At 70.1% G+C, this 13042-nt stretch carries 11 protein-coding genes; 6 read left to right on the forward strand and 5 right to left on the reverse strand.

Annotated elements, in window-relative coordinates:
* Positions 1-37: 37 nt before the first annotated feature.
* Genes F0344_RS07325 through F0344_RS07335 form a run of 3 tightly spaced genes read right to left on the reverse strand, consistent with a single transcriptional unit; the run spans position 38 to position 2204 of the window.
* Positions 38-673, reverse strand: coding sequence for a nucleoside monophosphate kinase (locus F0344_RS07325; RefSeq protein WP_185298003.1), 636 nt, complete (start codon positions 671-673; stop codon positions 38-40).
* Positions 670-1752, reverse strand: a complete 1083-nt coding sequence (locus F0344_RS07330) for an aldo/keto reductase (RefSeq protein WP_185298004.1) — start codon at positions 1750-1752, stop codon at positions 670-672. Before F0344_RS07330 ends, F0344_RS07325 begins: the two co-directional genes overlap by 4 nt.
* The gene (locus F0344_RS07335; protein ID WP_185298005.1) at positions 1749-2204 is read right to left on the reverse strand and encodes an ATP-binding protein; all 456 of its coding nucleotides are present in this window, start codon (positions 2202-2204) and stop codon (positions 1749-1751) included. Before F0344_RS07335 ends, F0344_RS07330 begins: the two co-directional genes overlap by 4 nt.
* 397 nt (positions 2205-2601) lie before the next feature.
* Between F0344_RS07335 and F0344_RS07340 the strand changes: the two genes are divergently transcribed.
* Genes F0344_RS07340 through F0344_RS07360 form a run of 5 tightly spaced genes read left to right on the forward strand, consistent with a single transcriptional unit; the run spans position 2602 to position 9898 of the window.
* Complete coding sequence (locus F0344_RS07340; RefSeq protein ID WP_258049737.1) at positions 2602-4026, forward strand: FAD-dependent protein; 1425 nt, start codon at positions 2602-2604, stop codon at positions 4024-4026.
* A gap of 32 nt (positions 4027-4058) precedes the next feature.
* Positions 4059-5147: a TauD/TfdA family dioxygenase gene (locus F0344_RS07345; RefSeq protein ID WP_185298006.1), complete on the forward strand. Its 1089-nt coding sequence runs from the start codon at positions 4059-4061 to the stop codon at positions 5145-5147.
* The gene (locus F0344_RS07350; RefSeq protein WP_185298007.1) at positions 5144-6463 is read left to right on the forward strand and encodes a class I adenylate-forming enzyme family protein; all 1320 of its coding nucleotides are present in this window, start codon (positions 5144-5146) and stop codon (positions 6461-6463) included. Before F0344_RS07345 ends, F0344_RS07350 begins: the two co-directional genes overlap by 4 nt.
* Before the next feature lie 7 nt (positions 6464-6470).
* Entirely contained in the window at positions 6471-7151 is a 681-nt protein-coding gene (locus tag F0344_RS07355) for an HIT family protein (RefSeq protein ID WP_185298008.1), read from the forward strand.
* On the forward strand, positions 7148-9898 hold the full coding sequence (locus F0344_RS07360) for an AMP-binding protein (RefSeq protein ID WP_185298009.1): 2751 nt from the start codon (positions 7148-7150) through the stop codon (positions 9896-9898). Before F0344_RS07355 ends, F0344_RS07360 begins: the two co-directional genes overlap by 4 nt.
* Positions 9899-9977: 79 nt before the next feature.
* Here F0344_RS07360 and F0344_RS07365 read toward each other — a convergent pair whose 3' ends face one another.
* Entirely contained in the window at positions 9978-10505 is a 528-nt protein-coding gene (locus F0344_RS07365) for a TSCPD domain-containing protein (RefSeq protein ID WP_258049738.1), read from the reverse strand.
* A gap of 206 nt (positions 10506-10711) precedes the next feature.
* Positions 10712-12106 (reverse strand): B12-binding domain-containing radical SAM protein, encoded by a 1395-nt coding sequence (locus tag F0344_RS07370; RefSeq protein WP_185298011.1) that lies wholly within the window; start codon positions 12104-12106, stop codon positions 10712-10714.
* Positions 12107-12465: 359 nt separating this feature from the next.
* Here F0344_RS07370 and F0344_RS07375 point away from each other — a divergent pair, with 359 nt between their 5' ends.
* The gene (locus tag F0344_RS07375; protein ID WP_185298012.1) at positions 12466-12945 is read left to right on the forward strand and encodes a hypothetical protein; all 480 of its coding nucleotides are present in this window, start codon (positions 12466-12468) and stop codon (positions 12943-12945) included.
* The last annotated feature ends 97 nt before the right edge of the window (positions 12946-13042 follow it).

Here is a 13042-nt window from a genome sequence, read left to right on the forward strand (position 1 = left end):
ACCTCCTTGGTTGTGTGCGAGGGAAGGCGCTGCCCAGCTAGGAGGCGGCGCCGTCGGGGATGCGCTCGTGCAGAAGGCCGAAGGCGTTGTCGGCGGCATCGAGCAGCTCCGCGAGAGGCAGGTGCGACTCGGCGACGTGCCGGGACACGCCGTGGCGCTCCAGGACGAAGCGCAGCATTGGGGCCCGCTGGCGGTAGCGGGCGGGCAGACCGGGGGCGGGTCCGGCAGGGTTCCGCCAGTCGGGCGTGAGGTGCCCGGGTGTCGGCGCAAGCAGTGCGCGGCGCAAGGCGCCCTTGTCCGGGACGAGTTCGAGTACGGCGAGGGTGTGACCGGGCAGACCCCGAAGCACGTTCAGCAGATGTTCGGCCTGCACCGCGGTGGCCGGGTAGCCGTCCAGGACGAGGGTGTCGGCCGACCGGCTCAGGACGGCCGAACGCATCAGCCGGCACGCCAGCGGGCCGGGGATATGCCCGAGCGGGTCGCTGGTGTCACGCACAGCCGCAGCTATCGCCGGGCTCGCGGACGCTCGCCGCTCCGTGATGTCCGCAAGTGCGAGGACTTCTCCCTCATGGCGGCGGGCGAGGGCCCCGGCGACGCTGCCGAGCCCTGCTCCAGGCGGACCGATGACCGACAGGACTGTGACCGGCGGGCTGTCCGCAGGCTGCGCGGTCACACCGTCACCTCCATCCGGCGGTAGGCATCACCGGTGGCGTGGAGTTCGTTGCGTATCCGGCCGTAAGTGTCATCGACGAACGCGAGCTCCTCATGCGTCAGCGGCTCTCCGAGGCAGGAGTAGTTCTCACGGACCTGCTCGGGCGTGGTGAAGCCGACGATCACCGCCGTGTGGTCGGCCTGCTGGAGGCTGTAGCGCAGGGCGACGCGGACCAGAGCCTGCGGATGGCGGCCGAAGCGCTGGCGCAGCGTCTCCAGGCCGCGGTCGATGATTTCGAGACCGGGATTGGAGAACCACCGCTTGTGCCGTCGATGGTCGCCGGGACCGAAGACGGCGGGGGTGCCCGAGTGGTACTTGCCGGTCAGCAGCCCCTGTGCGAGGGGCTCAGTGAGCATCAGCGAGACCCCGTGGCGGGCGGTGAAGCTGAAGAGGTCCTCGCCGTCGACCAGGGTCGGCGGGCTCAGCGGGTTGCACCGAGTCCAGAGCACATCGGGGCGCAGCAGACGGAAGATTTTGGCGAACCGAGCGCTGCGCACGTCCGCCGCATCCTTGCGGTCCGAGGCGAGAGGGTGGGGTCCACGCATGCCGATGGCCTTGATGTAGTCGGCATCCCGCAGAGCGTGCATCTGGTTGATGGCGACATGCAGGTAGTAGTCGTCGTCCCCGAAGTCGAGGGTGTGGAGGAAGTAGGCGTCCAGATACTCGACGCCCAGGTTCTCCATGCTCTGCTCGAACTGATGGCGCAGCTTGGGGCCTGCGTAGGGGTGAGGCGCCGTGCCCCGCACCCATCCGACCTTGCTGGCGATGTGCACGGATTCCCGGTCGACTTCCTTGAGGAGCTGTCCCAGCAGCCTCTCGGAGTGGCCGTGTCCGAACACGTCTGCCGTATCAAAGAAGTTGGCGCCGTGCTCCAACGCGGTCCGCAGACCGTCGAGCGACTGCGTGTCCTCGACGGAGCCCCAGCCGACCGCATGGCCCGCGTTGACCGTCGGGCCTCCGATCGCCCAGCAGCCCACTCCGAGCGGATTGGCGGTCAGCCCGGGCGCGATGTGTCGTCGCTTGAGATCGAAGGCGGTCATCGTGAGCTGTTCTCCTGGAGCGCAATGGCGAACACCGCGACCACCGCCTTGCCGCCGGCCGTGGTCGGTTCGGCGAACCACTCCTCGGCCAGTCGCGCAACGATGCCGAGCCCGCGGCCGTTCTCGTCAGACTTCTTCGCAGACTTGACGGCCACCGCAGCGCAGTTCGCACCGGCGTCGAACACCCGCACCGTGGCCCGGTCCTGGTCCACCTCCAGCAGGAGGACCCCGATGCCCGGGGTGTGCCGGAGGGCGTTGGCGACCAGCTCGTCCACGACCAAGACCATGTCGTCGACCGTGGCCGCATCGGCCCTTCCTCGCAGCACCGTGCGGATGTGGGAGCGCGCGGCCTTGGTGGGCCACTCGCTGGCGCTGAGGTCGAGTCGATGCTGTTCGGGTGTGTGGTCGACACGACCAGACGGTTTCAGTGCAGCCGGCAGGGGTGGCACCATCGTCTCCCTCGTGCACGTGCGGTGACCGTCGATGGGCCGAGCCCGTCAGCGGAGGGCCCGGTGAAGGCCCGCTTCCACGGTGAGGGAATCCCGATGGCGTCGGTACGCCATTGGGTTGCCACTCCACTGCCATTTCGTTCTGTGACAAGAGCAGTGGATGCGGCTCATTTGAGATGAGTTATGCGCTTTGCCGGGATGGATGGGAGCGGTGTGCTCGCCGCCAAGTGGCAGAGAAGTGGCAGACGAATGGCGTACCGACGCCATACAGATCCGGCGAATGTAGACGCCAGCGGCCCTCGGCGAGCTGACGTACGGGCAGTTCGCCGAGGGCGGCATTCAGCGCGGCGCCCGGAGTGGCGCACCGCGCACCGATCCCGTTCCTCAGCCGGAGGCTGCCGTGCCCTTACCTTCCACGCCCGAGTCCGGGAACCGCCTCGCCCAGTGCGACACCATCGTCATCGGCGCCGGCCCGGCGGGCCTGCTCGCCGCGATGCGCGCGAGAACCGCGACCGGCCACGTCGTCGTCCTCGATCAGGGCGACGACATCGACGGGCGTATCCGGGCCCGCGAGCTGGGCTTGGACGAAAAGCGCACCATCACATCCGGGTTCGGCGGTGCCGGAATGTTCAGCGACGGCAAACTGTGCCTGTCGCACCGCATCGGTTCGACCGTCTCCCACCGCTTCCCCCCGCATGAGGTCGAGGCACGGCAGTCCGCCATCGACGAACTCTTGCGCGCCGGCGAGGATGCCCCCCTGCATGGCGCCGACAACGCCAAGGCCGCCGAGCTGGCCGAACTGGCCGGAGCCGAAGACCTCGAGTACTTGCATTACCCCGTCCGCCATGTCGGCAGCGACCAGCTCATGCGCATGACCTCCGCCCTGCGCCAGCAGGTCGAAGCCGTCGCTCCCGTGCTCTGCGGCATCCGCTGCACCGAGGTGCGGCCATCGCTCGCCGCTGGCCACCGCTGGGAGGTCCTGATCACCAAGGACGGCTGGCCGGAGCCGGAGGCACTACGCGCGAACAACGTCGTGCTCGCACCGGGAAAAATCGGCGCGGCCTGGCTGCGCGCCCTCGGTGACACCCTGGGGCTGCCCCGCAAGAGCGCGCAGCCCAAGCTCGGCTTCCGCCTGGAAGGGCCGCGAGAATTCCTGGACCTGCTGCTGAAGGTCGCCACCGACCCCAAGGTCATCTGGAAGCCCGGCGCGGGGGCCGAGGTCCGCACGCACTGCGTCTGCTTCGGCGGCGACGTCGTCCCGGCGCAGTACCAGGACCTCACCCTGGTCGGCGGACACTCCACCAGCGACCACGGGCACGACCGCAGCAACACCGCGGTGCTGGCCACCGCCGGAGACGCGTTCCCCCTGAGCACGGAGTACGTGCGCGACCTCGTCACCCGGATGAACCACGCCACCGGAGGCCGGGTCATGGCCCAGACGCTCGGCGACTTCCTGGCCGGCGTCCCCAGCACCGGCACCGTCCCCGACGCTGCGCACGGGTTCGCCCCCAGCATCCCCGACGCCGTCACCGGGAACCTCGCCGCGCTCTTCCCCCAGCCGATCGTCGTCCTGCTGCGCGACTACCTTCAGCGCCTCGCCCGGCTGTGCCCGCAGGTCCTGAATCCCGGCAACATGCTGTACGGGCCAGCCGTCGAGCGCTGGGCCGACCGCTTCGAAGTCGGCGACGACATGCAGGCCCCCGGCCACCCCGGTCTCTACCTGGCCGGCGACGGCCCCGGACTCACCGGCGGGATCATCGGCGCCGCCGACTCCGGCTGGCTCGCCGGTGACGCGATCGCCGCCCGCCACAGCGTCAACGCCTGACTCCCCCGGCCCCGCCTCCCAAGGACTCCCGCATGCTGACCTCCGCCCGCACACCCCGCCCCAAGTGGCTGACCTCCGACGAGGCCCCGCTGTGGGACCGAAGCACCTTCTCGCCCGAAGCCTGGACGTACACGCTCGCCCGCGAGGAGACCATCGAGATCATCGACGCGCTCACCATCGCGCAGAACCGGCTCACCGGCCAGGACATGTTCACCGGCCGCTACATCAACCGCGGGGACTTCCCCCTGGGCCACGTCGGCTCGATCCTGGAAGCGATCTCCAGCGAGGTCTCCGACGGCCGCGGCTTCGCAGTGCTGCGCGGACTGCCCGTCGACCGGCTCGACGAGCGCCAGAACGCGCTGCTCCTACGCGGCCTGACCACCTACCTGGGCCCCATCGCCACCCAGAGCCGGGACGGACAGCTCATCCGGCACGTCCGCGCGACCGGCCGCGCACTGGGCGACGCCACCGTGCGCGGCCACCAGACCGCCGACCGCCTGTGGTTCCACACCGACGGCGCCGACGCCGCCGCCCTGCTGTGCCTGACCGCGTCCGAGACCGGAGGGCTCTCCCGTCTCGCCTCGGCCGCCACCGTCCACAACCAGATGTTGAACGCCTCCCCGACGTGGACCGCCGAGCTGTACCAGCCGTTCCACTTCCACATGGCCGGCGGCAACGTACCCGGCCTGCCCCCCACCTTCATCTCGCCGGTCTTCTCCCTCCACCGAGGCCGCTTCTCCACCCGCTACGTCCGGCACACACTGCTGGAGACCCCCAACGTCACGGAAGTCCCGCTCCACCGGGATGCGATGGCCGCCTTCGATCTGCTGGAAGAGCTCGCCGACGAGAACAGCATCGACATGGAACTGCGCGCGGGCGACCTCCAGTTGGTCAACAACCACACGGTGCTCCACTCCCGCACCGCCTACCGCGACCCGCAGCCCCCCGCCGAGCCCCGCCACCTGCTCCGGTCATGGGTCACCTTCCCCCACTACCACGGCCGCCGGGCCGCAGAGGCCGACGAGTACCTCCGCTTCGGATGGCTCACCGACGACCAGCAACAGCAGCTCGCCACCTCCTGGAAGCCGCCGACCGCTCCCGATCCGGCCCCCACCGCATGAGCGTGCACCCGCCTGGGACGGCGTGGCACGCGGACGTCGTCGGCAAACTCCACCGCACCGCCCGCCAGCGGCCCGACCACCCCGCCGTCATCGACCGCCACGGCACAACGAGCTTCCGCTCCCTCTACCTGGCCGCCGCCCGCCAGGCCCAGGACCTGGAGTCCCGTCCCGATCACGGCGCGGGCGTCGCGGTACTGCGCGCCGCACCCAGCGCCGCGTTCTTCATCCAGGTGTGCGCCGCTCTCATGGTGGGCCGCACGCCCCTAGTCCTGCCCGCCCGCGCGCCCGAAACGGAGGCGCTGCGCGCCGTGCAGACGGCAAGGAGTGCCGGCTGCCGCCCGTGGAAGGCGGTCCTGGCCGTATCGGGCCACCAGCAGGTTCCGGTCGTGACGCACGGCGAATCACCCGCCGCCCCGCGCAAGGCCCGCGCTCTGGGCATGCTGCCCGGCGGCCGTGCCCTCTTCGCAGCCCCCATGCACCTGAACGGGCCGTTCGAGTTCGCGCTACGCCAGCTCCTCCTCGGCGGCTGCATCATCCTCGCTCCCCGCTTCGAGGCCGAGCAGTGGCTGGAGAGCGTCCGCGGCCATAAGCCGGACTGGGCGTTCTTGGTTCCGACGCAGATCCAACAGGTCTGGGACGCACGTCCGCCCCGCGAACTCCGCGGCGACTGTTCCTCGCTGCGTCTGCTCCTGCAATCCTCGGCCCCGTGCCCGCCCCCGCTGCGCCAGCGCCTGACCGACGTCCTGGGGCCCGAGCGTGTCGCGGAGTACTACGGGACCACCCTGTACGACGGGACCGTCAGCCCCTACACCTCTCGCGGCCCCGGCGGATCTCCGCTGCCCGAGACCGAGCTGCGGATCGTCGACCCCAACCGCTGGCCCGTAGCGGCCGGCACCCCGGGAACCATCGAGGGCCGCAGCCGGACCGGCCTCATCTCCCACCGCGCCGACCAGCCGTGCGCCAGCCGGCCGCAATGGCAGAGCGTCGGCGACCGGGGCAGGCGCATCAAGGACACCGACCGCATCGAGGTCACCGACGTGGCCGTCCCCGGCCGCGCCATCGTGGCGGGCGTCAAGATCGCTGTGGCCGAGACCCACGACACCCTGTCCGCCCACCCCGCCGTACGGGACTGCGAAATCCGTGTCAGCCCCCACGACCGGTTCGGATCCGTTCTGTCCGCCGTCGTGCACACCGAGGACCCGGCGCTCACCCCCTCGATCCTGCGTACCTGGTGCGCTCAGCGGCTGACACCACCTCAGCGTCCCCACGCCATCGAGCTGCGCCGGACCGCAGCTCTCGATCACGCGACCCTGTGAGAGGGACATGCTCGACTGTGACCTGTGCCAGGCCATCAACCCGGACATCGGCAACTGCACTCTGCAACGTCATCTCCATGCCGGTCAGCAACGCATCGTCGCCACGTCCGAGTACGCAGCGGCGGTTCCGACCATCGGCGCCTTCGTCCCCGGCTACCTGCTCGTGGTGCCCACCACCCACGTGCTCTCGCTCGGACAGCTGAACGACGACGAGCTGGCGGGGGTGGAGGACCTGGCCCACGACCTCGCCGACCAGCTGCACCAGGTCTACCGGCGCCCGATCCTCACCTTCGAGTACGGCCTCAACCTCCCCTCCGGGCGGCGCATCTGCCATGGCCATCTGCACATGCTGCCCAGCACCGCCGACCTCGGCGAATGGCTCACCGCACGGGCCCCGGGATACGAGATCGCGAACTACGCCCAGGTGCCCCGCAGCCCGGACACCTCCTACATCACCGTGCGGGACCAGACCGGCACCCTCACCTGCCACCCCGTCCCCAACGACGCCTTTCCCCGGATACGGCTGCGGGAGGTCGTGGCCCGGCTCGATCCGCAGATCGAGGACGCGGCATGGGACTGGCAGGCCCATCCGTTCCCCGAACTGATGCGCGCCACCGTCGACGACCTCACCGCCGTCACGCCGACGGCACGCAGGGCACCAGCGTCCAGGGCCGGAGCACCCAGGTGAGCGGTGAGCTCGACTTCGCGAGCCTGTGGCGGCGTATCGCCGCCGACCATCCGGGGCGCCCTGCTCTCATCCACGGCAGCAGCACGGTGACCTGGCGACAGTTCGACAACCAGGCCGCGACGTTGGCCGCGCATCTGCGCAGCCGCGGCCTCGGCCGCGGGGACGTCGCCGCACTCGCTCTGCCCAACCGGCCGGAGCATCTGGTTTGCCTCGCCGCGTGCCTGCGCATAGGGGTCGTGCCCGCCAACATCAACTACCGTTACCGGGCCCGCGAACTGGGTGGCATGCTCACCCTGCTCACGCCGAGCGCCGTCTTTCTGGCACCTGAACAGCTCACGGAGATGTCTGCGGCCCACACCGCACTGCCCGGCTGCCGGACGTGGATCGCTACCGGCCCGCAGGACCTGCCCGCCTGGACGCAATCGCTGGAACGGATCCTGAGCGCCCAGGGGTCGGCCGACCTGGACGATCCCTGGGTGTCCTCCCCGGACGACACCTTCATCAAGTGCACCGGCGGCACCACCGGGGAGCCCGCCGCGATCCGCTGGCGGGTGGGTGACCTTGCCCGCAATCTCAACGCCCACAATCCGTGGCTGCGCCGCAGCAGCATGGAGGCCGCGGGCCTGATCTCCGTCGCGGATGCCCGACTGGTCGTCGCGAGCCCGCTCATGCACGGCTCCGGGCAGACTCGCGCCCTGGGTGCCCTGTGCGCCGGCGGCACGGTGATCACCGTCCCCGAGCCTGGCCCCTCCGCCATCTGGGACACCGTCGCCCAGCACCGCGCCGACACCCTCGCCATCGTGGGCGACCCCCTCGCCCGCCCCCTCGCCACCGCCCTGCACCGCCGGCCCGACCGCTGGGACCTCTCCCGCCTGGCCACCATCACCTCATCCGGTGCCGCGTGGAGCCAGCAGGCCAAGCGCAGTCTCCTCAACGCCCTGCCCCACACACGGCTCATCGAGACGCTCGGCGCCACCGAAGCCACCGGCATCGGCTCCTCCACCGCCACAGCCGACTTCGTGCCGGCCACCGGGACCTTCGATCTCGGCGCCCACGCCGTCGTACTACGGCCCGACGGGACTCCCGCTTCCGTCGGACAAGACGGCCTCCTGGCCGTCGCCCAGCCCCACCCCCTCGGTCTCCACCCCACCGGCGGGCTTCCGGCCGAACGCTTCCGCATCAGCGACGGCACCACGTACCTGCTCTCCGGAGACCACGCCCGCCTGGCCGCGGGACGGCGCATCCTCCTGCTCGGCAGGGACAGCGAGTGCGTCGCCCTCGGCGGGGAGAAGGTCTACCTCCCCGAAATCACCCGCGTGCTGCTGGACCACCCCGACGTCCAGGACGCTGCCGTCATACCCCTGGCTCACCCCGTACGCGGACACACCCTGGGCGCTCTCCTGCACCTGGCGGTCGGTGGCGAGGTGGAGGACGTACGCCGCCACGCCTGCGACCAGCTCGCGGACTTCAAGGTTCCACGCACGATCGTGCGGGTCGCCGCCATCCAGCGCACCGAGGCGGGCAAGCTGGACACCACCGCCGCCCGTACCCAACTTGAGCAGGCACGACGCGCTGCCGCTCCCGTCAGCGAGGAACTCGTCATCGCCCCCCGAGCCCCTGCCACCAGTCCCGGCATCTGGCAGCACCTCACCCAGGTCGCCGAGCGCGAGCAACTCCTCCTGGAGAGTGCTCTGGCCTCCTTGTTCGTCGACCCGACCCTGGACGACAAGATCGGCAAAGCCCTCGGCTACCCCGACTGGCCCCAGCCGCTCACCCTCCTGCCGGTCCTGGCCCCCGAGCTGGCCAGCGCCACCGAGGACCTCGCGTTCTACCTTCAGGCGTCCGCCGACGCCACCGCGGAAGTGATCGACGCGGTCGCCCGGCATCACTGGCCGCGGCTCGACCGGCACGATCCCGCCGCCGTAGACGCAGTCTGGCTGCTGATGCAGCACGCTGATCTAGCGGGCGAGCGCAGAGACGAACTCCTCTTCGAAGCAACCCGCAACGTCACCACGCAGCTCATCGACGGCCGGCACCTGGCGCTGCTGGACGACCGTGTCCAGTCCCTGCACGGACAACCCCAGCGCTACGGCACCTTCGTACTCGTCCGCGACGAGGAACCCCGCTTTCTCTACCCGCTCGACGGCGCCTACGGGAAGGTCGACGAACGGCGCAGGCTCATCGGAATGCCCCTGCTGCACGAGGACCTCAGCCACGCCTACAGTCCGATCACGCCCTACGGCGCCGGACGGACAACCGCAGGCAACCGCTTCTCGCCCCGGCCGGGACCAGCCCGCTTGCACACGGCGGACCCGAACCGGACCCTGCCCAGCGAGAGCGTCCCTCCGGACGCCGTCCCGGTGTACCTCGCGGCCACGCTCCGCCACCGCAACGAAATCCGCCGGCTCCGCGACAGCCTGCCCGCTCCGCTGCACTCCACCTCGCGGTGGCTCGACCTGGACCCGCTCACCCGGCCCAGCTGCCAGTTCGACGCGGGGATAGCGCTCAACCGGCTCGCCGCACGGCTGTGTCTGGACGACGTCCGCCGCTCCAAGGTGCTGATCGCCATGGGGTGCAGCAGGCGCAGCGCGGGGCTGAGCGTGGAGATCGGATGCGCACTGGCCGCCGGCATCCCGGTCATCTACGTGGGCGAGCCGAGCTGTTCCTTCGACATGCTCCCCGAGGTCACCCTCGTGCCCGACGTGGACGCCGCGATCGAGACCGCCCTCACCTGGGCGGGCGACTGAACCGGCATACACGACTTGGCACCGGCGAAGGGGCCGACCCGTGAAACGCATCGCGGGTCGGCCCCTCCTTGTCGCGTCCTCAGCCTCGGCGGGGACTCGTGACGGTCGGCGCGGACATCGCCAGGCCAATCATGTCGGTCCACGCCGCGTCGCCCACGCTGTCCTGGAGCTCCTTGGCCGCGCGTTCATCGGCCGTCAGCACGCCGAACTCCACCCGCGTCTCATAGGGCAGGTAGTCGAGCGCCAGGCGCCGGCCGACGTAGTCCAGGACGGACGTGGCCTGCTTGATCTCGGGGTCGTTGGTCATGCCCGCGGGCTCGAATCGCATGCTGACGTACTCGCGGACGAACACCTCCAGCGGGACCTGGTGCCGCAGGCCCTGGGTGATGGTCGTGCTGAAGCCGTCCATCAGACCCGCCATGGTCGAGCCTTGCTTAGCCATGAAGATCGTGACCGCAGCAGGACGGCCCTCCTCGGTGCAGGCGACCGTGAGGTAGCCCTTCCCCTCACCGACGTTGAACGACCGCGTCGTCGACTTCAGACGCCTCGGGGCCCGCGGGGGCACCTGTCCAAGGGAGTGCTCCCCGCTCCTCTGCGTACGTGCCATGCCGTCAACGGTTCGGTCCGCCATCGAATGTGTCCTCTAAGTGGTCGAGAAGGGCATAACAGGGCTGACGCCCACAACCTATGGGCATCCAGCGTTCGATGACCACAAGATGTGGGATTCCCACCGTAGAGGTGAGGAGCGGTCGGCACCAATCGCGGCACGCCGAACGCGCGCCCCCAGCACGGTTGTTCCGCCGCCCGGGCCGCTCAGACCTCCATGAGGCGGGGCAGCGACCGGACGAGGACGCCGGGGTGTTGTTCGCGGAGCTCCAGGAGCCGCCCCAACACCCGGCGGCGGAAGTCGGGCCGGCCCGACCAGATCGCGCTCCCGGAGTAGGTGTCGCTGCGCGCCCAGTCACGCTGACTCCGCCCGTCGTCCTCGCTGGCCCCGAAGAGCGCCTCGTACATGTCGGTGGCCGGGAACGGCGTGAAGAAGTGATGCTTCTGCTCGTTGTACGGGAGCTGGGCAAGGTCCCGGACGAGACCGAACGTGAGGTCGCTGTCCTCGTCCGTCTCCTGCGGAAGGTCGTGGATCCAGCTGGTGAGCTGGACGATGCGGGCCGCCGACAGCATCCGGCAGCCGTCGATCGTGTGCTGGACCGTCGCGTTCTTCGTCATCAGCTTCAGCATCCGGTCGGACCCCGATTCGCAGCCGACGAAGATCGCGCTGAAGCCGACCTTCCGGAGCCGTTCGAGGTCGATGTGCCCGGCGAGGTTCACGATGTCCTTGGCCCGCATGTTGGCCCGCAGCTGGATGCACAGGCCGCGGCGCTCCATCTCCTCGACGATGCCGATCACCCGCTGGGTGTTCGTGGAGAAGTTCGGGTCCATCAGGCTGATCTGGTCCGGCGCGTAGGTCTTCCACAGCGCCTCGACCTCGTCGACGACCCGCTTCGGAGGCAGCCCCTTCCAGCGGCGCAGGCTGGTCTTGGGCTCGCTGCAGAACCCGCAGGGATGCGGGCAGCCCCAGGAGGTGAGGTAGCTCAGATCCCGGACCCTGTCGGTGTAGTACGCGGTGACCGGAATCAGGGTGTAGTCCAGGGGCGGAACGGTGCTCATGTCCGCCAGTGCGCCGTACGGGGTCTCCAGAATCCGGTCCGCCACCGCGCCGCGCAGCGAGATCTCGCGCCTCCCGTCCCGGTAGGCCAGATTCGGGATGGCCGCGAGGGAAGCGGGGTCGGTCAGGCCGCCTTCGCGCTCGGCCAGCTCGGCCAGTGCCACGGCTGCGGCTTCGCCCGGTCCCAGAACGACCACGTCCACCCACCGTTCCCGCAGGATCCCCCGGTAGGCGAGCGAGGCGTGGTAGCCGCCCCACACCACAGGTACGCCCGGCGCGTGCTCGCGTACCGTGCCGATCGCGTCCAGCACGTTGCCGATGCTCGGGCCCGTCATGCACGAAACCCCGACGTACAGGGCGTCCTTGGCCTCCTCCGCCAGCTTCGTGCGCCAGTCCGGCTCGATCTGGCAGTCGATGATCACCGGCATGTGCCCGGCGGCCCGCAAGGCGGTGCCGACCGTCAGCACGGACAGCGGATGCCAGGGGTAGTCGGACTCGCCGGTGGCAAGCGGGTCCACGCCGGCGAACAAGACGATCTTCCCCACTGAAGGTCACACTCCCAAGCCGTAGAGGTCAGTCGCCGCTCGACAGCGGCCACGGCCCAGCCTCGCGTCGCCACGATGGCGTCGGTACGCCACGGGCCTGCCACTCCACTGCCACTTCCCCGCCGGACCGGAATGGCGAGCCCGGGGGCGGGCTCTCGGGCACCAGCACCTTCCGGCTGCGCAATCCATTCGAGATCACCCCAAAGCGACCACGGCCCGTCGCAAGTGGCAGTGAAGTGGCAGACGAATGGCGTACCGACGCCACGCGCCAGGCGAAACGCTGATGACGGCGGCAACGCGTACGCCGCTGCCGCACCACTACACCGCCCCGACCAATGAGAGATCCGGACCTGTTGGCCATGACGACACAGACGCTCCCGCGCATCACCGGCACCGTCGCTGAGCAGGGCCGACTCCCCGTGCTTCATGGCCCCGACGCGCTCTGGCTGCTTCTGCCCACCCTGCACCCGAACGCTCCGGTGAAAGGGCTGGGCGGCCACCACGGCTGGAACACGGTTACCTTGAACCAGGGCCTGGGCATGTCGGTCCTGCATTCGCTCAGGGGGGCTGGGGTCCCCGTCGGACCCGTCCTGCACTGCGGTGTTCACCGAGCGGTGAACATGCTGGTCTCGACCTGGCCCGAAGGGCTGCCCACGCACGGGGTCCTGACTGTCCGTCGGGCCACCACGCGATGCCCCGACACCTCACACGAGTGCCCCGGTCAGTTGTGGCTGCTGCCCCCGGACGGGCAAGGCTTCTACCTGACCGAAGCCCGGCACCTCTTCCACGCTGTTCACAGCCTGCGATCCGCGCACCGCCGGGCCCATGCGACCTGCTGACCGCGCCCATCGGCCCCCGGCCCCACGGCCAACAGCGTGCTCGCCCCGCGCCGAGCTGCCGCCGGCCCCCCGTTCGCATGCGTCCGTTCCCTACCTG

It is taken from the genome of Streptomyces finlayi (assembly GCF_014216315.1).
In the GTDB taxonomy this organism is placed as follows: Bacteria; Actinomycetota; Actinomycetes; order Streptomycetales; family Streptomycetaceae; genus Streptomyces; species Streptomyces finlayi_A.